Annotated in this window: 15 protein-coding genes; 11 read left to right on the forward strand and 4 right to left on the reverse strand. The window is 61.7% G+C overall.

The genetic code is table 11. The features are described 5' to 3' along the window. The first annotated feature begins 15 nt into the window (after positions 1-15). From JMY28_RS27840 to JMY28_RS27850, 3 genes are all read left to right on the forward strand, one after another. Entirely contained in the window at positions 16-513 is a 498-nt protein-coding gene (locus JMY28_RS27840) for a LysR family transcriptional regulator (protein ID WP_201699116.1), read from the forward strand. Beyond that, complete coding sequence (locus JMY28_RS27845) at positions 467-5,977, forward strand: trifunctional serine/threonine-protein kinase/ATP-binding protein/sensor histidine kinase (RefSeq protein ID WP_201699117.1); 5,511 nt, start codon at positions 467-469, stop codon at positions 5,975-5,977. Before JMY28_RS27840 ends, JMY28_RS27845 begins: the two co-directional genes overlap by 47 nt. A gap of 228 nt (positions 5,978-6,205) precedes the next feature. Continuing rightward, positions 6,206-7,723, forward strand: coding sequence for a CoA-acylating methylmalonate-semialdehyde dehydrogenase (locus tag JMY28_RS27850; protein ID WP_201699118.1), 1,518 nt, complete (start codon positions 6,206-6,208; stop codon positions 7,721-7,723). 170 nt (positions 7,724-7,893) lie between these two features. Here the strand turns inward: JMY28_RS27850 and JMY28_RS27855 are convergent, their stop codons facing one another. From JMY28_RS27855 to JMY28_RS27870, 4 genes are all read right to left on the reverse strand, one after another. After that, positions 7,894-8,283: a nuclear transport factor 2 family protein gene (locus tag JMY28_RS27855; RefSeq protein ID WP_201699119.1), complete on the reverse strand. Its 390-nt coding sequence runs from the start codon at positions 8,281-8,283 to the stop codon at positions 7,894-7,896. A gap of 50 nt (positions 8,284-8,333) precedes the next feature. After that, positions 8,334-9,332 carry an LLM class oxidoreductase gene (locus JMY28_RS27860; protein WP_201699120.1) on the reverse strand — a complete coding sequence of 333 codons (999 nt, stop codon included), beginning with the start codon at positions 9,330-9,332 and terminating at the stop codon, positions 8,334-8,336. A gap of 114 nt (positions 9,333-9,446) precedes the next feature. Then, the gene (locus tag JMY28_RS27865) at positions 9,447-10,346 is read right to left on the reverse strand and encodes a LysR family transcriptional regulator (protein ID WP_201699121.1); all 900 of its coding nucleotides are present in this window, start codon (positions 10,344-10,346) and stop codon (positions 9,447-9,449) included. 93 nt (positions 10,347-10,439) lie between these two features. Further along, complete coding sequence (locus JMY28_RS27870; protein WP_201699122.1) at positions 10,440-11,360, reverse strand: LysR family transcriptional regulator; 921 nt, start codon at positions 11,358-11,360, stop codon at positions 10,440-10,442. A 142-nt stretch (positions 11,361-11,502) separates the two neighbouring features. Between JMY28_RS27870 and JMY28_RS27875 the strand changes: the two genes are divergently transcribed. The 8 genes from JMY28_RS27875 (at position 11,503) to JMY28_RS27910 (ending at position 23,703) form a co-directional block, all read left to right on the forward strand. Then, the gene (locus tag JMY28_RS27875; protein ID WP_201699123.1) at positions 11,503-12,732 is read left to right on the forward strand and encodes an MFS transporter; all 1,230 of its coding nucleotides are present in this window, start codon (positions 11,503-11,505) and stop codon (positions 12,730-12,732) included. A 76-nt stretch (positions 12,733-12,808) separates the two neighbouring features. Further along, the gene (locus JMY28_RS27880; protein ID WP_201699124.1) at positions 12,809-15,997 is read left to right on the forward strand and encodes an efflux RND transporter permease subunit; all 3,189 of its coding nucleotides are present in this window, start codon (positions 12,809-12,811) and stop codon (positions 15,995-15,997) included. Then, complete coding sequence (locus JMY28_RS27885) at positions 15,987-17,156, forward strand: efflux RND transporter periplasmic adaptor subunit (RefSeq protein ID WP_201699125.1); 1,170 nt, start codon at positions 15,987-15,989, stop codon at positions 17,154-17,156. Before JMY28_RS27880 ends, JMY28_RS27885 begins: the two co-directional genes overlap by 11 nt. 1 nt (position 17,157) lies before the next feature. Continuing rightward, positions 17,158-18,582: an efflux transporter outer membrane subunit gene (locus tag JMY28_RS27890; RefSeq protein ID WP_201699126.1), complete on the forward strand. Its 1,425-nt coding sequence runs from the start codon at positions 17,158-17,160 to the stop codon at positions 18,580-18,582. A gap of 27 nt (positions 18,583-18,609) precedes the next feature. After that, positions 18,610-20,400 (forward strand): 1-deoxy-D-xylulose-5-phosphate synthase, encoded by a 1,791-nt coding sequence (gene dxs / locus JMY28_RS27895; RefSeq protein WP_201699127.1) that lies wholly within the window; start codon positions 18,610-18,612, stop codon positions 20,398-20,400. A 138-nt stretch (positions 20,401-20,538) separates the two neighbouring features. After that, the gene (locus tag JMY28_RS27900) at positions 20,539-20,727 is read left to right on the forward strand and encodes a copper chaperone (RefSeq protein WP_407945549.1); all 189 of its coding nucleotides are present in this window, start codon (positions 20,539-20,541) and stop codon (positions 20,725-20,727) included. A 284-nt stretch (positions 20,728-21,011) separates the two neighbouring features. After that, positions 21,012-22,877, forward strand: coding sequence for a biosynthetic-type acetolactate synthase large subunit (gene ilvB, locus JMY28_RS27905; protein WP_201699129.1), 1,866 nt, complete (start codon positions 21,012-21,014; stop codon positions 22,875-22,877). 184 nt (positions 22,878-23,061) lie between these two features. Continuing rightward, positions 23,062-23,703, forward strand: coding sequence for a DsbA family protein (locus JMY28_RS27910; RefSeq protein WP_201699130.1), 642 nt, complete (start codon positions 23,062-23,064; stop codon positions 23,701-23,703). Positions 23,704-23,735 lie beyond the last annotated feature (32 nt).

Below are 23,735 nucleotides of genomic sequence, written 5' to 3' on the forward strand. Positions count from 1 at the left end.
ATAAAAACGACGCGTATGTCCGAACACGACCCTGTATGGGAATCGACCTCACGACGCCGCCCGGGGATTGCGCGGAACTTCCCCGGCGTCATTGGATTCGTCAACGTCGCGCTCACTGGCAGTCTTGCCGAGGCTTCACGCCAGTTGGGCGTTTCCTCGCCATCGTTGAGCAAGCGCATCGCGCGGCTTGAATCCCGGTTGAATGTGCGCTTGCTGGAGCGCTCGAATCGAAAGATGACATTGACAGCGGAAGGCACGCTTTTCTTCGAAGAGTGTTTTCCCGCGACCGGAGTGTCGACCCGGTACGATGCCTATGTTGCTTTACGTCGATGCATTGCAGGCTCAGCGCACCATCATCATTGTTCAGGACAATCGATGACTTTGCGGCGCTGGCAATGGCGCAAAGACGAGCACGCGTGCAAAATCATTGGCGGAAGAAAATCGCATCATGACAGGAGCGCGCGTCGTGGATCTCGTCGGATACGAGCTGGAGCCGCTGCGCGACGACGGTGATTTTTCACTGTATCGCGCCCGCAAGCGCAGCGATCCCGTCTCGGTGCTCGCGCTGGTCGCGACGCGCGCGGACTCCGTGGGCGTGAAGCGCCTCGAGCGAGAGTACGGACTCGCCGCGTTGCTCGATTCCAGCTGGGCGGCACGGCCTCTCGCGTTCTACCGGCACAGAGAGCCGCCCATGCTGGTGCTCGACGACGACGGCGGCGAGCCTCTCGGTCGCTCGCTTGCTGGCCCATTCGAACTCGCGCGCCTGCTGCGCATTGCGGTCAATCTGGCGAAAGTGGTCGGCCACGTGCATCGATGCGGGCTCGTTCACAAAGACATCAAGCCAGCGAATGTGCTCGTCGACAGCAGCGGCAACGTGCGGCTCACCGGCTTCGGTATCGCTTCGCAACTGCCGCACGAACATCAGCCGCCCGCACCGCCCGAGATCGTCGCCGGAAGCTTTGCCTATATGGCGCCGGAGCAGACCGGTCGCATGAACCGTTCGATCGACACACGCAGCGATCTCTATTCGTTCGGCGTCACGCTGTACGAGATGCTGACCGGGTCGCTGCCGTTCAAGGCAACGGACGCGATGGAGTGGATTCATTGCCATATCGCGCGCAAGCCCACGCCGCCACGCTCGCGCCGCGATGCGATTCCACAGGTGCTCGAGGGCATTGTGCTGAAACTGCTCGCGAAGGCCGCCGAGGACCGCTATCAAACTGCGGCGGGACTGGAGGCCGATTTGCGCTCATGCCTCGCGGCGTGGGAATCGCACCATCGCATCGAACCCTTCCCGCTAGGGCAGCACGACGCGTCCGACCAGTTGCTGATTCCCGAAAAGCTGTACGGGCGCCAGGCTCAAATCGAAGCGTTGACTACCGCGTTCGACCGCGTGGTGGAGAGCGGGTCGGTCGAACTGGTGCTGATCTCGGGCTATCCAGGCATCGGCAAGTCGTCGGTCGTGAACGAGTTGCACAGGGTGTTGGTCCCGCCGCGCGGTCTATTCGCTTCCGGCAAGTTCGACCAGTACCGCCGCGGCATTCCGTACGTGCCATTCGCACAAGCCTTCCAGACACTCGTGCGCAACCTGCTGAGCAAGCGCGAAACGGAAGTCGAGCCGTGGCGGTGCGCGCTGATGGAGGCGCTCGGGCCCAACGGTCAGCTTATTGTCAATCTGATTCCCGAGCTTGCGCTCATCATCGGCGAACAGCCGGCCGCGCCGACGCTACCGCCTCAAGACGCCCAAAATCGCTTCCAGATCGTATTTCGAAGGTTTCTCGGCGTATTTGCGCGGCCCGAGCATCCGCTCGCACTGTTTATCGACGATCTGCAATGGGTGGATACGGCGACGCTCGATCTGCTCGCGCATCTCGCCACGCATCCGGAAGTGAAACATGTCCTGCTGGTGGGCGCGTATCGGGACAACGAGGTCGACGCGGCTCACCCGTTTGCGCGCACGCTCGAGTCGATTGCCCGCGCCGAAGGCAATGTGCAGCAGATCGAGCTTGCGCCGCTCACACGAGACAGTGTGACGCAACTCGTGGCGGAATCGCTTCACTGTGACAGCGCGCGCGCCGCACCGTTGGCTCAACTCGCGCATGAGAAAAGCGGCGGCAATCCCTTCTTCACGATCCAGTTTCTCACCGCGCTCGCCGATGAAGGCCTGCTCACATTCGACCCGCGAGCCGCGAAGTGGGGCTGGGAACTACCGCGCATTCGCGCGAAGGGCTACACCGAAAACGTCGCCGATTTGATGGCGGCGAAATTGAGCCGGTTGCCGAGCGCGGCGCGTGACGCACTTGGCCAACTGGCGTGCCTGGGTAACGTCGCCGAAGTCGCTGCGCTGACCTGGGTTCAGGGCGGCTCCGAAGAGCGGATGCACGCGGACCTATGGGAAGCTGTGCGAGCAGGGTTAGTGTTTCGCGAGGCCAATGTGTATGAATTCGCGCACGATCGCGTGCAGGAGGCCGCGTATGCGCTCATTCCTGCCAGCGAGCGCGCCGCCGCGCATCTGCGCATCGGGCGTGTGCTCGTATCGCGCACGCCGCCAGACGCGCTCGAAGATGCGATTTTCGACATCGTCAACCATCTCAATCGCGGCGCGGCGCTGATCGCGCAGGAAACGGAGCGTGAGCAGGCTGTCGCGTTGAACTTCATCGCAGGCAGGCGCGCCATGAATTCGACGGCGTACGTGGCCGCGCGCGGCTATCTGGCGCAGGGCGTGGCGCTGCTGTCGCCGCACGCGTGGACGCAGCGCTACGAGAGCACATTCGAGCTCTATCTCGCGTTTTCCGAGTGCGAATATCTGGTGGGCGATTTTGCGAAAGCAGATGCCCTGGCGGACATGATGCTCGCCACGGCGCGCTCCAGTCTCGATCGCGCAAAGGTGTACAGCCTGCGCATCGAGTTGTATCAGCTTGCGGGAAGATACGACGAAAGCTTCGCGGTCGCGCTGCTTGCGCTTCGCGGCTTTGATATCCGTTTTCCTGAAAACGATGAGGATATCCAGGCGGCTTTTCATACCGCGTTGCAGGACGTTCGTGTCAACCGGGCGGGGCGGTCCATCGGCGAACTCGTTGACGCGCCGGTGGCGACGGACCCCGCGATCCATGCGATCGTCAATCTTCTCCTTCAGGCGATGAACTGTGCCTTTGCCGCGCGGCCCGCGTTTTATCCGCTCATCACGCTCAAGGCGGTCAATCTCTCCTTGCAACACGGCAATACCGATCACTCCAGTTTTGCGTTCGGCAATTACGCGCTCATGCTGGTTTCACTGATCGGCGATATTCCCACAGCGGTTGAGGTTTCGGAGATGTCACTGAAGCTGAACGAGAGATTCGGTAATCGGCACCTGAATGGCAAGCTGCTTCACCTGTATGGCGCCCACGTCAATTTCTGGCGCCGCCACATTGCCGCGAATCTTCCGGTGCTGGAACGGGCGACTGCCGAATGCATGGAAGTGGGCGACCTGGTCTTTGCGGGCAACGTCGCGTTCAATGCGGTCTGGCAGTCGCTGGAAAGCGGGGCCACGCTCGAAGATGTGCAGGCGATAGCCGAAAAGTACGCGGCACTCATGCGGCAGAGCCACAACGACGCGGTCTACGAATTGATTCGGGTTGAGCGGCAGTGCGTGATCAGTTTGCGGGGCAAGACGGCCAAACCGTTCGATCTGAATGACGAGACATTCGACGAAACCGCTTGTTTCGAGGTAATCGTCAAGTCGAATTTCGGTTGTGCCATTGGCGTCTATCGAATCGTCAAGGTCATTCTCGCGTATCTCGATGGCCGCTATGTCGACGCGCTGGAGGGCGCGCAGCGGGCACAGGCGGTTCTGAGTTCGGTGATGGCGCTGGCGATCGAACCGACCTTTCACTTCTTTCATATGCTCACCTTGACGGCGCTTTATCCCGAGGCCTCTTCCGAGCAGCGGCAAATCTACGAACGCATGCTTGCCGGGACACTCGGGAAGTTCGAAATGTGGGCCGCACATTGTCCGGAGAACTATCAGAACCGCTTTGCATTGCTCAGCGCGGAACTCGCGCGTCTGGAAGGCCGCGATATCGACGCCATGCGTCTGTACGAGGAGGCCATTCGCTCCGCTCGCGAGAATGGCTTTTCGCATCACGAAGCCATTGCCAGCGAACTTGCCGGCCGCTTCTGTTTGCGCATTGGCCTTGCGACGAGCGCCGAAGCCCATTTGCGCAACGCGCGCCGGTGCTTCGACGCGTGGGGCGCGCAAAGCAAGATCATCCAGCTCGACAGCGAGTTTCCGCGCCTCGCCGATCTGGAGGGGAGCACGCTGACGTCGACGCTCAGCTTCGATTGGCGCCAGTTCGACGCCGCCACGCTGCTCAAGGCGTCGCACGCGCTTTCCAGCGAGATCGAACTGACGAGCCTGGTCGAACGCCTGATGACGATAGCGCTGGAGACCGCAGGCGCGGACCGCGGGCTGCTGATCGTGCCGGAGCAGCCAGACGGCTACCGCATAGAGGCGGAAGCGCGTATCAACGGCAATGGAATCGAAGTGAAGCGCTTGCCGGATACCGGCACTGCCACGGCCGCCGCGCTGCTGCGTTACGTCATGCACACGGGCAAGCGCGTCATCATCGACGATGCGCTGGCATCCAGTCTCTTTCCAGAAGATGTGTATCTGGCGAGCGGCGCAACGCGCTCCGTATTCTGCCTGCCGCTCGTCAGGCAGGGAAAGCTCGGCGGCCTGCTGTATCTGGAGAACACCGAGACTTCGCATGTCTTCACCGCGCGCCGCTCCGCACTGCTCGACTTGCTCGCGTCGCAGGCCGCCATTTCTCTGGAGAATACGCGGCTATATGCCGATCTTCAGGAGCGCGAAGCAAAGGTCCGGCGCCTCGTGGACTCCAATATCATCGGCATCCACATTTGGGATTTCGAAGGGAATGTCACCGAAGCGAACGACGCATTTCTGCGCATCGTGGGTTACACCGCGGCAGATCTCCGCTCCGGCCAGATTCGTTGGCCCGATCTCACTCCGCCCGAATGGCATGAGCGCGACGAACGCGCGAGGGCCGAATTGAGAGCCACGGGAAGCGCCAAGCCCTTCGAGAAGGAATACTTTCGCAAAGATGGCAGCCGGGTGTCGGTCATGGTTGGCGCGGCGGCGTTTGGCGAGCGCGAGGAGCAGGGCGTTGCTTTCATACTCGACCTGACCGACCAGAAGCGCGCACAGCAGGATGTGCACGACAGCGAACGACGCTACCGCGAACTTCAGAACGTGCTGGCGCATTCGAACCGCGTGGCGACGATGGGGCAGCTATCGGCGTCGATCGCGCATGAAGTGAAGCAGCCGATCACCGCAATCGCGGCTTATGCGAGTGCGGCCTTGCGCTGGCTCGCAGCCCGCCCGCCGAATTTCGACGAAGCGCGTCTCGCGCTCACCCGGATCGTCGCGGACAGCGAGCGCGCCAATGGCATTGTCGACAGGACCCGCGCCTACTTCAAGAAAGAACCGCTGCGCACGGACGGACTCGACGTCAACGACATGATTCGCGAACTGATCGCGCTCATGCGCGGCGAAGCCAGCAAGTCCGGGGTCGAACTTACGGTGGAACTCGCAGAGGGATTGCCACGCATTCAAGGAGACCGGGTGCAATTGCAGCAGGTGATGCTCAATCTGATCATCAACGCCATCGAAGCAATGGGCGAAATGAAAGCCGGCGAGCGAATGCTTCTGATCCGAACCGGAAGGGCCGATGAAAACGAACTTTGCATTACCGTCCAGGATTCCGGGCCGGGCCTCGCTGCCGGCAACCTGGAGGGCGTTTTCGAGGCGTTTTTCACGACCAAACCCGAAGGCCTCGGTATGGGACTGCCTATCTGCCGCTCGATCGTGCAAAGCCACGGAGGGCGGTTATGGGTAACGCCAAATATATCCGCAGGCGTCAGTTTTCATTTCACGCTTCCCGCACAAGGCAACGCTTCGCTGCCGGTGAGTGCTTGACGCGCCGGTCGCATCGCGATGGCCGGAAACGAGCCGGGAATGTCCCCAAACCGTCGCAGCTAGCGCATCAGACGAGAGCCGTAAAACGTAGACTGTTTTCGTCGGCGGCCAATGACTTCCGATCCTGGCGGGGAGTCATGGAGATGCCCAGCCACTTGACTTGATGCGCGCTGCAATGCGGACCTTCCTTGTTCCCGGGCAGCGCCCAGACCCCTAAAGGAAGGACGTATGAGCGAAGCAAACCAGGGCGCGGTGCGCCAACTGAATCATTTCATCGACGGTCAAAGTACTGCGGGCGTGAGCGGGCGTTTCAACGACGTATACGATCCGGCGCAGGGCAGGATTTCGGCGCGCGTGCCGGTTGCGAACACCGCCGAGGTTGCCGCCGCTGTCGCTGCCGCGAAAACCGCGTTCGCGGCCTGGAGCGAAACGCCGCCGCTCAAGCGTGCGCGTTTGATGTTCAAGTTCAAGGAAGTGCTGGAGGCGCACCTGGACGAAGTCGCCGAACTCATTACGCGCGACCATGGCAAGCTGCTTTCGGACGCCAGGGGCGAGGTGATGCGCGGCATCGAAATCGTCGAATTTGCATGCGGTATTCCAAATCTGCTCAAGAGCGATTTCACCGATCAAAGCAGCAGCGGCGTCGACAGCTGGAATTTGCGTCAGCCGCTGGGCGTGATCGCCGGCGTCACACCGTTCAATTTCCCGGTGGTGGTGCCGTGCTGGATGTTCGTCATGGCGGCCGCGACTGGCAACACGTTCATCCTCAAGCCTTCTGAGCGCACGCCGTCGTCATCGATCCGGCTGGCGGAACTCTTTGTGGAGGCGGGCTTTCCCAAGGGTGTTTTCAACGTGGTGAACGGCGACAAGGGCACGGTCGATGCGCTGATCCAGCATCCCGACGTGGTGGCGATGTCGGTCGTCGCCTCCACGCCGGTGGCCGAATATATCTACGCGGAAGGCGCCAAACGTGGCAAGCGCGTTCAGGCGCTTGGCAGTGCGAAGAATCACCTAGTCGTCATGCCCGACGCGAATCTCGATCAAGCCGTTGATGCGCTGATCAATTCGGCATATGGCTCGGCCGGCGAGCGCTGCATGGCGACTTCGGTGGCGGTGGCGGTGGGGAGCGTTGCCGACGAGTTGATCGAGCGTCTTGCGCCGCGCGTGCGGACACTGCGCATCGGTTCGGGCCTGGAGCCCGATCTGGACATGGGGCCGCTCATCAGCGCCGCGCATCGTACCAAGGTGCTGGGCTATATCGATGCCGGCGTCGAAGCCGGTGCGAAGCTCGTTGTCGATGGGCGCGGCCATACCGTGTCCGGCCATGAAGAGGGATTCTTCCTCGGCGGCTCGCTCTTCGACGACGTGAAGCCCGAGATGAAAATCTATCGGGAAGAAATTTTCGGGCCGGTGCTTTCGGTGGTGCGCGTGCCGGATCTCGCCAGCGCAATTGCTCTTGTCAACGCACATGAATTTGGAAATTGCGTCACGCTGTTCACGGCCGATGGCGCTGCAGCACGCACGTTTACCCGGCAGATTCAAATCGGCATGGTGGGCATTAACGTGCCGAGTCCGGTGCCTTCGGCGTGGCATTCATTCGGCGGCTGGAAGCGTTCGCTGTTTGGCGATCATCATACCTATGGCGAGGAAGCCGTGCGCTTCTATACGCGCTACAAGAGCGTGACGCAGCGTTGGCCAGACAGCATCGACAAGGGCGCGGAATTCGCAATGGCCGCGGCCAAATAAGCGAAGCGCGGCGTGACTACGCCGCGCGCTCGACGATAGCCGGCGGGGGTATGGCCGGCTTCTTCCTCGTTTGTCAGCTTGCGTTTGCGTCCAGAGATCATGGCGTGAACCGCCGAAAGCGCCTGTTGCCAGGTGGCGTTGTCATCGTCGGCGTGCGGTTTCCCCATTGGCTAACTGGACGCAATCTTCTGAACCCATTGGCTGCGCCAACCTGGCGCTTCGAAGGAGTCCGTAAAATACTGGGTCTCGTGAATGACCTTGCCGTCACGGAATTCCATAATGCTGACGGTGAAAGCGGATTGCCCCTGATATTCGATGGTGTATTCAGTCACCCAAAGATTGCCTTCGCCCTGCATTCGACTGATTTTGAAACCGGCCGGCTTGCCGGGATGATGCCCGCGAAGCGCCTGCAAATTGCGCCGCCCGAGAATGCGTTCGCCCGATTGGGGATAGTCACAGATGGCGTCGTCGGCGTAGATGTCGTGCTCGGCTTCGAGATTGCCAGCCGCCGAAGCTTGCCAGTGCGCGTTCAGCGCTTCACTTATATTCGCGTCTTGCATGAAAAAACCTCCGGGATACGTGACATCGCACAGAGCCGGCGACGTGGACTTCAAAAATACGGCAGCACTTCGCTGTGCAATTCATCCAGCACGTCGCCATACGGGCGCGGCGTGACTTTCGGATTCAAGGCGACGTGGCTCACGCCCGCTTCGCGCGCCTGCTCGAGGAAATGCCTGAGCGAGCGGCTGCCGATCGCAAATCCCCCCTTGATTGAACGGAACGGGTAGTCGGGCCTCGGATGCAAATACAGGAAGCCGCCAAACGCGATGGGCTTGAAGGTTTCGCTGCCCGTCGACTGAGCGACCTGGTCTTTCCAACTGCCCACGAATGTTTCGAGCGCGGCGGGGCCAGGCACGAAGCCGAGGTAACCGTCCATGTGCGCTGCAATCCATTCGAGGCTCTGCTGCGCCCGGCCAACGGCAATGGCCGGCGTGCGACCGTAAGGCGGCTTGGGCAGCATGTCGAGCGAGCCGCCCGATTGGCCGAAGCGTGGCGAGGAGAACACCGGAAAGGGCTGCTCGCTCACCGTCCGGTAAGTCTGAAACGCGTCGCGGAACCGCTCGCCACGCGTATCGAAGTCGATGCCGAAGACGGGGTACTCGGAAGGCCTATCTCCCGAGGACATCCCTAGCAGCAGCCTTCCGTTCGTCAACTGGTCGAGCGAATTCACCTGCTTGGCCAGCAGAAGCGGCTCGCGCATCGGCAAGACGATGCCTGTCGTGCCGAGCGCGATCTCCTTCGTCACTGCCGCGAGGCTGGCGATATACACCAGAGGTTCGAAGATCTGGCCCGCATCGCCGTACGCAGGGTCGTAGAACGGAATGTCGCGCATCCACAGCGCGGCTACGCCCATCGCCTCGGCGCGCTGCGCCATGGCGACATGATCGCGCATGGTCGGAATGGCCGAGTCCGGATGCGTTTCGAGCGGCAGGATCAGTCCGACCGAGAGCGCGTCTTCGCGAAACACGCGGCGCCACGCGGGCTGCTCCGAAAGCGCATGTTCGACGGGTGCGGAAGCCTTTATTGCGGTGATTGCTGACATGTCCATTGCGTTTCGCCGTGTCTTTGCTCTGTTGCGACCCAAGGTTACGCACGAACGAGGCTGCCAGAAACCACCTGCGATGAATAACAGTTGATACTCGCGCTCAATAACGCGGGGAATTCAAACGGCGGACATGCGCGCCTTGAGGCGCGGCGACATGAAGTCGAGAAACGCGCGCAGCTTGAGCGGCAGCGGCGTTTGGCCGGCATGGACGAGATGGATCGGCACGGGTGCCAGCGCGAAGGTTTCCAGAACGAGCTGTAACCGTCCATCTGCTACGGCACTCGCGACCTGATAAGACAGAACCCGCGTCAAACCGGTCCCGAGCGTCGCGGCGTCGATGGCCGATTCCGCCGTGTTCGTCACGAGCCGCGCGCGGATGGGTACGTTCTGTTCCGATTTTCCGTCGGCAAACGTCCACGCGCGCGACGAATTGATTCCCTCGAAACCAATGCATGCGTGACTGGCAAGCTCAGCCGGGTTATGCGGCGTGCCGCGCTCGGCCAGATACGCGGGGCTCGCGCACACCACCGGGCGCGTTTCGCCAAGACGTATCGCCACGAGGCTGCTGTCCGGCAATTCGCCGATACGCACGGCGACGTCCACATGGTCTTCGAGAAAATTGACGTTGCGATCGGTTAGCACGAGGCGGGCGTCGATCTCCGGATAGGCCGCGAGAAATGCGGCCATGACAGGGACGACGTGCAACCGTCCGAACACCACGGGCGCCGTGGCCACGAGAGAGCCTTTCGGCGCCGCGTATTCGCCGGTCACGGCGCGTTCGATTTCGCCGATGTCCTCGAGAATGCGCCGGCACGACGCGACATAGGACTCACCGGCCTCGGTCAGCGACAGGTGCCGCGTGGTGCGATGGAGCAGACGGGTCTTCAGGTGCGCTTCGAGATCGCCGACCTTGCGGCTGACTGTCGCCAGCGGCTGGCCGAGCTGCCGGGCCGCCGCTGACAAACTGCCTGCATCGACGACTGCGACCAGGATGGACATCCCTTCGAGACGGTCCATGGTCTTCTCGATTACTGGAAGAGAGATTCCCGATGTTAACGGATTCTCTTCCGGTGCGAGCGCGCAGCGCCTTTGCGCCGGTGGTTCAGGCGATCACGCCGAAACGGCGTTGGCGAGTTCGCCCGCGGTGCGCTCGCGCAGGCGCGGCGACGCGAAGTCGAGAAAAGCGCGCAGCTTGAGCGGCAGGGGGGCTTGGCCTGCGTGCACGAGATTGATGGGCAGCGGCGCCGTTTCAAACGCGTCGAGCACGACGCGAAGCGCGTTGGTGCGTACGGCATGCGCAACCTGGTAGGACAGCACGCGTATCAGCCCCACGCCGAGGATCGCGGCTTCGATTGCGGCGTCCGCCGTATTCACGGCAAGCCGCGAATGAACCGGCACGGACTGCTCCGGCTTGCCGGAGCCGAAAGCCCACGCGCGCAGCGACGCGAGTGCCTCGAAGGTAATGCACTGGTGGCCGGAGAGGTCCACGGGTTCAGCGGGCACACCGTGCTTCGCGAGATAGGCGGGGCTTGCGCAAATGACCCGGCGCACCGTGCCGACTCGCGTCGCGACCAACGTGCTATCGGGCAACTCGCCAATGCGGACCGCGACATCCGCGTGTTCATCCATCAGATGAACCACGCGATCCGTGAGCTGGAGATCGATATCGATCTCCGGATAGTGCGCGAGAAACTCCGCCACGACCGGCACCACGTGCAAGCGGCCAAACGCAACGGGCGCGGTGACCACGAGCTCGCCTTTGGGCGCGGCGTATTCCCCCGTTGCGGCGCGCTCGGCTTCGCCGATGTCTTCTAGGATGCGCCGGCACGCGGCCACGTAGGCGCTGCCCGCTTCCGTCAATGAAAGCTTTCGCGTCGTGCGGTGAAACAGACGCGTCTTCAGGTGCGATTCCAGTTCTCCAACCTTGCGGCTGACCGTTGCGAGCGGCATGTCGAGGCGCCGTGCGGCAGCCGAGAGACTGCCCGCGTCGGCGACCGAAACGAGGATGGCCATGGCTTCGAGGCGATTCATGGACCCTATCAAATAGTGGAAGGATGAATCTTGATCGTGAGGGATTCTCTTCGTAATTGCAAGCGCGTAACGTTCGACCTCAATCTGGATCGCGGCAATTCGCTGCAAACCCCGGAGAAATTCAACGAATAAGGAGGTTCTCGTGAGCGGTGCACCCAACTCACCCGCAAGTCCAGCTACACCCGCCGTCGCATCGCGCGGCAAGATTGTCATGATGGCGATCATCGCAGGAGCCGTGATCACCAACATCTATTGCACGCAGCCGATTCTGCCGTTGATCGCAGCGGGCCTGCGGGTCAACATCACCGCGGTCGATCTCGTCGCCGGCGCGGCGCTGCTCGGCTTTTCGACCGGGCTCGCATTGCTGTTGCCGCTTGGCGATCGCTTCGACCGGCGCAAGCTCGTGCTCACCCAAATCGCGCTCGCACTCGTTTTTGCGGCGACGTCGGCGGTTGCGCCCGGCATTTGGGCACTGATCGCGGCTTCGTTTGCGCTTGGCATCGTGAGTTGCGTTCCGCAGCAACTCGTGCCCTTTGCGGCCGTCATGTCGTTGCCGAGCGAGCGGGGGCGTAACGTCGGCACCGTCGTGAGCGGCATCATGGTCGGCATTCTGGTCGGCCGAACGATCGCCGGCGTGATCGGCGCGGCGTGGGGCTGGCGTGCGGTGTACGGCGCGGAAGCCGCGTTCATGGTGCCGGTCTTCATCGCCGCCGCTGTGCTTCTGCCGAAGGGTGTGCCCTCCACGAATCTTTCGTATGGACGCCTGCTCGCTTCGCTGTGGCCGCTCGTTCGCGACAATCGTCCGATTCGTGAATCGATGATTATCCAGTCGTTGCTGTGGGCCTGTTTCAACGCCTTCTGGGTCAATCTTGCCGCGCTGCTCAAGAGCGGACCGTGGCATCTCGGCAGTGCGTGGGCGGGCGGCTTCGGCATCATCGGCGCGGCCGGCGCGTTTGCCGCATCGCTGGGGGGCAATGCCACCGACCGGGTGGGGTTCCGCAAGGTCATCGGCGCCAGTATCGGCATCGCGACACTTGCCTACCTGATTCTTTCCGGCGCTGCCACGTCGCTCACGATGCTGATTGTGGGCGTGATCGTGCTCGATATCGGTGTGCAGTCGGGTCTCGTTTCTAACCAGACTCGCGCTTTCTCAGTCGATCCGAAAGCCCAAGGTCGAATCAACAGTCTCTATATGACGGCCACCTTTTTCGGCGGCGCGTTCGGTGCGACGGTCAGTGGCTGGCTCATGAGCCGCTTTGGCTGGTCGGGCATCGTGGCGTTCGGTGTCGCGCTCGGGATCGTTGCTTTCGCCGTCCACTGGATCGGTGCGCCTCGTGCAACCGCGGGCCAGGTCCCATCAAACGCAGACTGATTCAAGGAATCGAGAATCTGCTTGCTGGAATCCGCCGCGTTTCAGGTCGATGCCAGCTTCGAATAATGGAATAATCATGATTGGCATCGTGCGCATTGCGCTGAAACGGCCTTATACCTTCGTCGTTCTGGCCGTGTTTATCCTGATCGTCGGCGTTCTGTCGGCGTTTCGTACCCCTACGGATATTTTTCCTTCGATCAATATCCCGGTGATTAGCGTGGTATGGCAGTACACGGGGCTTTCGCCCGACCAGATGGAAGGTCGTGTGATGGCTCCGTACGAGCGGGTGTTGACGACCACCGTGAATGGCGTTCAACACATCGAAGGCACTTCACTCACCGGCTACGGTATCGTCAAGATCTTCTTTCAGCCGGGCACCAATATCGCCACGGCGAATGCGCAGGTGACGGCAATTTCGCAGCAGATTTTGAAGCAGTTGCCGCCTTCGGCGACGCCGCCGTTCATCATCAATTACAACGCTTCGACGGTTCCGATCATTCAGCTCGCGCTTTCGGGCAAGGGGCTTTCGGAACAGAATCTGGCCGACCTCGGCAAGAACCAGTTGCGCCCGATTCTGGCGACGGTGAATGGCGCCGCTATCCCGTTTCCGTTTGGCGGCAAAGACCGGCAGGTACAAATCAACATCAAGCCCTCGGAACTCGAGGCGCGCTCATTGTCGGCCGAGGATGTGCTCAATGCATTGACGGCGCAGAACCTCGTGACGCCGGTTGGCACCGAAAAGATCGGCAACTACGAGTACACGCTGCAATTGAACGATGCGCCGGCGACGATCGCGGCCATTGCGAATCTGCCGGTCAAGTCCGCCAACGGTACGGTTGTGCATATGCATGACGTCGCCGACGTGACCGACGGCAGCCCACCGCAGCCCAATATCGTTCACGTGGAAGGCAAGCGTTCGGTACTGCTCACGGTGTTCAAGAACGGCTCGGCTTCGACATTGTCGATTATCGGCGGCATTCGCCAGAAGGTTGCCGACGCGAAGGCCTCCTTGCCCGACGCGCTGCAGATCGATGCGATTGGCGATCAGTCGATCTTCGTGCGTTCGGCAATCAAGGGCGTTGCGCGTGAGGGCTTGATTGCCGCGTTGCTCACGAGCGTGATGATTCTGCTGTTCCTGGGCAGTTGGCGCTCGACGATCATTATCGCGACCTCCATTCCGCTTGCGATTCTCGGGTCGATCTCAGCGCTTTCGGTGCTCGGCGAGACGCTCAATATCATGACGCTCGGCGGCCTGGCGTTAGCGGTGGGCATTCTCGTGGACGACGCGACCGTGACCATCGAGAACATCAACTGGCACCTGGAGCAAGGCAAGGACGTCGAAAGCGCGATTCTCGATGGCGCCGCGCAGATCGTGACGCCGGCGTTCGTCTCGTTGCTCTGCATCTGCATCGTGTTCGTGCCGATGTTCTTCCTGAATGGCGTGGCGAGGTTCCTGTTCGTGCCGATGGCCGAGTCGGTGATCTTCGCGATGATTTCGTCGTTCATTCTGTCGCGCACGCTCGTGCCGACGATGGCGAAGTACATGCTGAAGTCGCACGCGCATGAACAGGGACATCGCGACTCTTCCAGCGTGTGGGCGCGCTTTCACCGCGGATTCGAGCAGCGCTTCGAGCGCGTGCGCTCGAACTACGTTGCGATGCTCGAATGGGTGCTGGTGCGTCGCCGCGCGTTCGTGATCGGCTTCTTTGCTTTCGTTGTGGCGTCGTTCGCGTTGTTGCCGCTCCTTGGGCGCAACTTCTTCCCGGACGTCGACGCGGGCCAGATCCTGTTGCACGTGCGTGCGCCGGTGGGTACGCGTGTGGAGAGAACCTCCGAGATATTCGCCGAAGTGGAAGCTCAGGTTCGCGCGACGATTCCGCCGTCCGAACTGGGCACCGTGGTGGACAACATTGGACTCTCCACCAGTTCCATCAATACGGCCTACAACAACACGGGCACGATTGGCCCGCAGGACGGCGACATTCAGATCACGCTGAACGAAGGTCACGGACCCACCGCTGCCTACGTGCGCAAGTTGCGCGAATCGTTGCCGCGCGCGTTCCCCGGCGTGACGTTCTCGTTCCCGCCTGCGGACATCGTGAGCCAGATCCTGAACTTCGGCTCGCCTGCACCGATTGATTTGCAGATTCGAGGCAACAATCTGCCGGCCGACTTCGCCTACGCAAATTCACTGCTGCGTCAGATCCGGCATGTGCCCGGCGTTGTCGACGCGCGCATCGAGCAATCGCAGGCCAATCCGCAATTCAATATCGACGTCGATCGCGACCGTGCGTCGCTGCAGGGCCTGACCGAACGCGATGTGACCAATAGCCTCGTGGTGCACATGGCGGGATCGAGCCAGATCAACCCGACGTACTGGCTCAATGCAGCCAATGGCGTGGAGTATTCGATCGTTCTCCAGACGCCGCAGTACAGCGTGGATTCGCTCGCGTCGCTGGTGAATCTGCCCGTGAGCGGCGGCGCTGAGGCGAACGACGGGCAAATCCTTGGCGGCGTGGCGAGTATTCACCGCACGGCGAGCAACGAAGTGGTGAGCAACTACAACGTCCAGCCCATGGTCGAGGTGTTCGCCACGACCCAGGGCCGCGATCTCGGTGCGGTTGCGGCCGACATTCGCCACATCGTTTCGGCCAATGCCAAAGGTGCGCCCAAGGGGGCGAAGGTCGTTCTGCTTGGCCAGGCGCAGACGATGAACAACGCCTTCGGGGGCTTGTCATTCGGGATTCTGGGCGCGGTGGTGCTGATTTACCTGCTCATCGTGGTGAATTTCCAGTCGTGGTCCGATCCGCTCGTGATCGTGGCGGCATTGCCTGGCGCACTGGCCGGCATCGTATGGATGTTGTTCGCAACGGATACCACGCTCTCGGTGCCCGCACTGACTGGCGCAATCATGTGCATGGGGGTGGCCACGGCCAATTCCATTCTGGTGGTGAGTTTCAGCCGCGAACGTCTGGCCGAGCACGGCGACGCGTTCAAAGCCGCATTGGAAGCCGGCACGACCCGCTTCCGGCCGGTCCTCATGACGGCGCTCTCGATGATTATCGGCATGGCGCCGATGGCGTTGAGTCTTGGCGAGGGCGGAGAGCAAAACGCGCCGTTGGGCCGCGCGGTGATTGGCGGACTGCTGTTCGCCACTGCCGCAACGCTTTTTCTCGTGCCCGCTATTTTTTGCATGATCCACTCGCGTCGGGGTCGCACATCGACGGCCGCGCAGATTCCCGGAGATTCGATCCATGTCGTCTGAACCCACAACCCGCGCCGCACGCGCGCAACGTCAGCTCTCTTTTACAGGTCTTGTCGGCGGTGCGCTCGCCGTTCTCATCGTGGCAGGAGGCGTCTCGCTTCGCATGAAGCACGAACATCAGCTGAAGGACTGGACTGAGGCACAAGCCGTTCCGTCCGTGACTGTCGTCGTGCCCGCGCCGGAGGCGCCGGGCGGGTCGCTGGATCTCCCTGGCAGGCTGGAGGCCTTCGAAAGCGCGCCCATCTATGCACGGGTGAGCGGATACCTGAAATCATGGAGTGTCGATATCGGCACGCCTGTGAAGGCAGGTCAAACGCTCGCCGAGATCGAGACGCCTGAACTCGATCAGCAGTTGATCCAGGCGAAGGCCGATCTCGCAAGCGCCCAAGCCGACGCCGCGCTCGCGAAAACGACCGCGGCACGCTGGCAAAGTCTTTTGGACTCCGATTCAGTCTCGCGCCAGGAGGTCGATGACCGCACGCAGGACTATGTGGCGAAAGAGGCCCGCGTAGCGGCGGCGCAGGCAAATCTGGACCGGCTCGTCGCGACCAGGAGCTTCGCGCGGATCGTCGCCCCGTTCGACGGTGTGATCACCGCGCGTAACACCGATGTCGGCGCGTTGATCAATGCCGGCGGGGGTGCGGAGCCGCAACTCTTCTCCGTATCGAGTGTTGACAAGCTGCGTGTGTACGTGCGCGTGCCGCAGGAATACGTGCCGGCGGTCAAGCCGGGCGGCACGGGCACCTTCACCGTGCCGGAGTATCCCGGCAAGACCTTCACGGCCACCGTGGTGGGTCTGGCGGACTCGGTCAACGCCGCATCGGGCACGTCGCTCGTCCAGTTGATGGTCGACAACCCGGGTCATTTGCTGTTGCCGGGCGACTTCGTGAATCTGCACTTTGCGCTGCCGGCACGCGCCGACGCATTGCGGGTGCCGGCCAGCGCGCTGATATTCGACAACCGGGGACTGCGGCTCGCCACCGTCGATCGCAACGACACCGTTCACTTCAAACCCGTTTCGATCGTGCAGGACCTGGGTAACGCGGTCGATATCGGCTCGGGATTGGCGCAAAGCGACCGCGTGGTCGACGCGCCGCCCGATGGACTCGTTGAAGGCGATCATGTGCAGGTGAGCGCGCCAAAGGCTAAAGGTGAGTAGCATGACCAGGTATCTGAAATTGGCCGCGCTGGTGAGTGCCGTGGCGCTTGCTGCGTGCTCGCTCGCGCCGCACTACGAGGCTCCCGAAGCGCCCGTTGCGGCGCAGTACCAGACGCAGGGACCGTGGACCGTGGCGAGCCCCGCTGACCAGCTCGACCGTGCGGGATGGTGGAAGCTGTACAAGGAGCCCGAACTCGACGACCTCGAACAACGGCTGATCGCGAATAATCCCGATCTGAGCGCGGCGCTGTTCCACTATGAGCAGTCCCAGGCGTATATCCGGCAGGTGAAGTCGCAGATGTATCCGCAGGTGTCCGCTGCTGGCAATCTTCAGCGCGAGCGCGAGTCGGACACGCGGCCGTTGCGCAGCCCGACTGGGCCGACCGATTACAACTCGGCCACGCTGGGCGTCGAAGTCGACTACGAAGTCGATCTCTGGGGACGCGTGCGCGATTCCGTTGCCGCAAGCAAGGACGAAGGCCAGGCGTCGAAAGCGGATCTGGCTTCGACGCAGTTGAGCCTTGAAATCGAGCTGGCGCGAAGCTACATCGACCTGCGCGGCCTCGATCAGCAAATCCAGCTTATCGAGGCTACCCAGGAGGCGTACCAGAAGGCGCTCGACTTGACCCGCAATCGGCATGGCGCGGGAATCGTGTCGGGTCTCGACGTCGCGCGTGCCAGCAACCAGTTGTCGTCTGTCCAGTCCGAACTCACGCAGATCAGGGCGAGACGCGCATTGCTGGAGCACGCGGTGGCGGTGCTGGTCGGCGCTTCGCCCTCGGAGTTCCAGCTCGCGCCGGGTACCGATTCCATCGCGCTGCCCGTCATTCCGGTCGGCGTGCCGTCGACGCTGCTGCAACGGCGGCCGGATGTCGCCGCCGCCGAGCGGCGCATTGCGGCGGCAAATTCGAAAATCGGCGTTGCCCGCGCGGCGTACTTCCCAACGCTCACGCTTAGCGCGCAAGGTGGCGTGCAGAGTTCGGTGCTCGGCAATCTGCTCAGCCTTTCCAGTTCGTATTGGGCGATCGGACCGTCTCTGGCGGTCTATCTGCTGGACGGCGGCAAGCGCCGGGCGCAGCTGGATTCCGCGAAGGAGGCCACAGCGGAGGCCGGCGCACGCTACCGCAGCGTGGTGCTGACGTCGTTCAGACAGGTGGAAGACAACCTCACGTTGCTCGACGACCTGGGCACCGCGACGAATCAGCAACAGGATGCCGCCAATGCCGCCCAAACCGCGCTCAACCTGGCGCTCGCGCGCTATCAGCGCGGCGCGGTGAGCTATCTGGACGTGGTCGAGGCGCAATCCGCCGAGCTCGAAGCACAACGCAGCGTAATCGCGCTGCGTACGCAGCAACTGGATGCCAACGTCGATCTCATTCACGCGCTCGGCGGTGGCTGGACCACGGATGACCTGAAAGCGGGTTGAATTCAATACATTAAGGATTGAAACGTCATGAACTTGATTGACATGATCGATTTCCCGAACAATTTGCGCGATCTAAAGGAGAGTGAGCTTGAGCGCCTGGTCGACGAGGTTCGAGAATTCGTGATCGACAGTGTGTCGAGTACCGGTGGTCATCTGGCATCGAGTCTCGGTGTGGTGGAGTTGACCGTCGCGCTTCACTATGTGTTCGATACGCCGAACGACCGCCTGGTCTGGGACGTGGGGCATCAGTCCTACCCGCACAAGATACTGACTGGTCGAAAATCAGGAATGCAAAGCGTGAGGAAAGTGGGCGGGATGGCCGGCTTTCCGACTCGCGACGAGTCGCCGTATGACACGTTCGGTGTCGGACACGCTGGCACTTCCCTATCGGCGGCAGTCGGCATGGCCTTGGGGCTGCGCGGCCGAGACACTCGCGTCGTTGCGGTCATCGGCGACGGTGCACTGTCTGCGGGTATGGCGTTTGAAGCCTTGAATCACGCGGGGTCCTGCGAGACGTTGCCGCTCACGATTGTTCTGAATGACAACCGCATGTCGATTTCGCCGGCAGTCGGGGGGCTGAACGATCATCTCGAGTCGCTGGTCAGGCGTTGGCGGCATGAAACGAAGGTCCCTGTTTCCACGCTATTCGAAACACTGGGTCTGGATTACGTCGGTCCCGTCGATGGTCACGATATTCCGACGTTGCTCGCCGCGTTGGGGGACGCGAGGACACGCACACGCCCGCACGTCATTCACGTGGTGACGAAAAAAGGCAACGGTTATCGGCCTGCAGAACTCGATCCCGTTGCTTACCACGGACCCAGTCCGTTCCGGCCCGAGACGGGTCTGGTGCGGCAGAGAGGCGGCAAGTTGACCTACAGCCAGGTATTTGGCCAATGGCTGTGTGACTCAGCGGCGACGGATGAACGAATCTTCGGCATCACGCCCGCGATGAGCGAAGGTTCCTGTTTGACCGAATTCGAGCGTCGTTATCCAGATCGCTATATCGACGTGGGTATCGCGGAACAGCACGCGGTCACGCTGGCGGCCGGACTTGCCGTCGAGGGAATGCGGCCCGTTGTGGCGATCTACTCGACGTTTCTTCAGCGCGGGTATGACCAGTTGATCCACGATGTCGCCCTGCAAAACCTGCCGGTTCTGTTCGCGTTGGATCGCGCGGGGATTGCCGGGGGCGATGGTGCCACGCATCTGGGTGCGTTCGACATTGCGGCCCTGCGTTGCGTCCCGAATATGGTGATCATGACCCCGTCCGATGAAAAGGAATGCTATCGCATGCTGAACACGGGGCTGGCATGGCCGGGCCCCTGCGCGGTGCGCTATCCGCGAGCGACAACCGGATCTGAAGTCATTGAGCGGACAACAGAAACGTTGCCGCTCGGAAGAGGGCTGGTTTGCCGGGTGTCGGGCAAGCAGGGCGGCGAGCGGGTGGCGTTTCTGGCGTTTGGGCCATTGCTCGCGGTCGCGATGGAGGTCGCAAAGGAGATCGATGCGACCGTGGTCGATATGCGCTTCGTCAAGCCGCTCGACGAAGACCTGCTGATGACGGTTGCAAACGAGCACGAGGTAATCGTGACAATCGAAGAGGGGACCGTGATTGGCGGAGCGGGTGCCGCATGCGCCGAGCGGATCGCAGCGGAAGGCTGGGCTGTTCGAATGCTACGGCTCGGACTGCCCGACGAGTTCGTCCAGCACGGCGAGCGTTCCGAACTGCTCCGATTGAGTGGCCTGGGTGTCGCCGGCGTGCGGCAAGCGGTCCTGGCGTTCACCGAAGAGGTGGACGTCCTCGACGAAGTCTGATGGTCGCCCCATGCTGCCTGGTGTGGTTACGCGATGTAAAGAGTGAATTGAGGTCAGCCGGGTTGGATGCATCGAGTGTTGGTCGTATAGTGCTTTAGAGTGCTTATCAAATGAGAGAGGTGAAAAGTGAAGTTCGCGATGAAAACCGAAATCCGCACGGACGATCTTTCGACGATCGTGCATGCGATGAAGTCCGTGGACGCCGACGCGAAGGTCGATGTCGATGTTGGGGCGCAAACCGTGAGCGTCGACTCGTGGCTGATGCCTGAGGAGTTTCTGGTCGCTTTCTACGACGAGGAGTACGACGTGGGCATTGCCGAATGGTAGGAAGGGATCGCGTGGCCCGGATGAGACTTATCCTGGCCCATAAAGAACCTTCTTGTTGACGCAATTCGCTTCAATCGTTGTCAGAATCCTTAACACCCTTTCTCACGGTTTTTCCAGGCGCACGTCAAAAGAGTGCCGGGTGGGCTGTGCTTCATACGGAGAACCCGCTGAAGCCGTCGTCCACGAGCTGGTAGGGGACATACGCTGTTCTTGAGTCGGAAGGGAAATGATCCGTTGTGTTTGGCCGCTGATCGCATCAGCGCCCGTTTCCGTACGAGCCAGCTATGACCCAAAACCCAGAAATTGCTTCGAAGAGCGCGCAAAAAGTGCCGCTTCCCGGCGCACCGATGTCAGGTGCCGATATCATCTTGCGCGTACTTAGCGAACAGGGTGTCGATACCGTATTCGGCTACAGCGGCGGCGCGATCCTGCCGACCTATGACGCAGTATTTCGTTTCAACGAACTGCATGCCGACGACCCCGAGCGTCAGATCAACCTCGTCGTACCCGCCAACGAGCAGACCGCCGGCTTCATGGCCGCGGGATATGCGCGCGCGAGCGGAAAAGTGGGCGTGTTCATGGTGACGTCGGGCCCGGGCGCGACCAACGCGGTGACGCCGATCGCAGACTGTAATGGCGATTCGGTGCCGGTGGTGCTCATCTGCGGACAGGTGCCGCGTGCCGCCATCGGCAGCGATGCTTTCCAGGAAGCGCCGGTGTTCAACATCATGTCGGCGTGTGCCAAGCAGGTGTTCCTGGTTACCGATCCGGACAAGCTCGAACAAACGCTGCGCACTGCGTTCGAAGTGGCTCGCACCGGTCGTCCCGGCCCCGTTGTCGTGGATGTGCCCAAAGACATCCAGAACTGGACCGGCACCTGGCAGGGGCACGGTACGTTGGCGTTTCGCGGTTACTCCGACCGTCTTCGCAAGGTGGCGACGGGCGCGCGTCTCGAAGAGAGCAAGCGCGACGAATTCTTCGATCTGCTGGCGCAGAGCAAGCGCCCGCTGCTGTATGTGGGCGGTGGCGTCATCACGGCCGGCGCCACGGCGCAACTGCGTGAGTTCGCAGAGCGCTATCGGATTCCCGTGGTGAATACGTTGATGGGGCTCGGCACGATATCCGTGAAGCACGAACTGGGGCTCGGCATGCTGGGCATGCACGGCGCGGCCTGCGCGAACTACGCGGTAGAAGATTGCGATTTCCTGATCGCCGTGGGTGCTCGATTCGACGATCGGGTCGCCGGCGGCCGCCCTCACGCATTTGCGCCGCGAGCGCGCTTTGTGGCGCACATCGATATCGACGAAGCGGAGATCAACAAGGTGAAGCGCGCGCACTGGACCCATGTGGGCGACGCGAAGGACACGTTGCTGTCGCTGATGAAACACGAGGCGCATGTGCAAGCGCCGTTGGCGTGGCTCGACCACATCAGGGAACTGAAGCAGCGCTACACCATGAACTACGACCGCAATAGCCCGCTCATTCAGCCGCAGTTCGTGGTGGAAAAGTTGAGTGAGATGACTGGCGGCCGGGCTATCGTCACTACAGGCGTCGGCCAGCACCAGATGTGGGCCGCGCAGTTCTTCGACTTCGTCGAGCCGCGCAGCTTTCTCACGTCGGGCAGCATGGGGACGATGGGATTCGGCTTGCCCGCTGCGATCGGCGCCCAGATGGGGCGGCCGGATGCTCTCGTGATCGACATCGACGGTGACGGCAGTATGCGCATGAACATCGGCGACCTGGAGACCGCGACCACGTATGGCGTGCCGGTCAAAGTGTTGCTGCTCAACAATGTCGGCGACGGGATGATCCGCCAGTGGCAGCGTCTCTTTTACGACGGGCGCCTGTGCGTGAGCGACAAGTCGCTTCATCGAAAGGACTTCGTCATGGCGGCGCGCGCCGACGGGTTTGAGTTCGCGCAGCGCGTCCAGGTTCTGAGCGAAGTCGAGGAAAAACTCAGGGCTTTCATCGACTTTGACGGTCCGGCCTTCCTCGAAGTCATGATTGATCAGGATGCCGATGTGTTTCCAATGGTCGGGCCCGGCATGAGCTATTCGGAGATGATCACCGGACCATTCATCCCGTCGAGGAATGCGCAGGAGCCGAGCGGGACGCGCGCGGGCCATCAAACAGCTTCTGACATGTTCTAGGGGTGCGGCAGCGCCAGTCCGATCGTGACAATAGCTTCTTCTTTCCGCCATGTAACAAAAGAAGTTCTGGCTACTGCGTTTATCGGGGCAGCGCGGAATCATATAGTGGCTTGGATGGCTGGAAGCGACGCAGGGCATGGGGCCCCGCGACCCCAGCGTTGTCCCTTCATTTAAGCGAGCAAGAATGAAACTGATCTATGTTGGCGATCCGATGTGTTCGTGGTGCTATGGCTTTGGCAAGGAACTTTCGGCGCTCGTCGCGCGCGTGCCCGATCTGAAACTGGAAATCGTGGTCGGTGGTATTCGCGCTGGCGCGACCGATGTACTCGATGCAGCCGGCAAGCGTTTCCGGCTGCAGCATTGGCAGCGCGTTGAATCGCTAAGCGGCTTGCCGTTCAACCGCGAGGCGTTCATGGCGCGCGAGGGGTTCGTCTACGATACCGAGCCGGTATGCCGCGCCGTCGTGGCGGCGCGCCGGTTCGCCAGTGGTGAGGCGTTGCTCTCGGTGTTCCGCGCGCTTCAGAATGGCTTCTATGCGCAAGGGCGCGATACGACCGATGGTCACGTGTTGAGCGATATCGCGGCAACAGCGCTGCGTGCAGCGGGGGTTGAGGTGAGCGTCGACGCGTTCTACCAGGCATGGGCGGCGGCAGAAACGAAGGAAGAGACGCAGCGCGATTTCGCACGTTCGCGAGCGCTCGGCGTTGCGTCGTTCCCTACGTTGCTGCTTGAAGAACAAGGCCGGACGTACGCCGTGCATTCGGGCTATGCGAGCGTCAACGCCCTCGAGGAAAGACTCAACGAGATCGAAGGCCCGCTCGCGTGAGCGAGTTGGGTCCTGGTCGTTCCTGTTTGTTC

The sequence above is a fragment of the Paraburkholderia hiiakae genome (assembly GCF_904848665.1).
In the GTDB taxonomy this organism is placed as follows: Bacteria; Pseudomonadota; Gammaproteobacteria; order Burkholderiales; family Burkholderiaceae; genus Paraburkholderia; species Paraburkholderia hiiakae.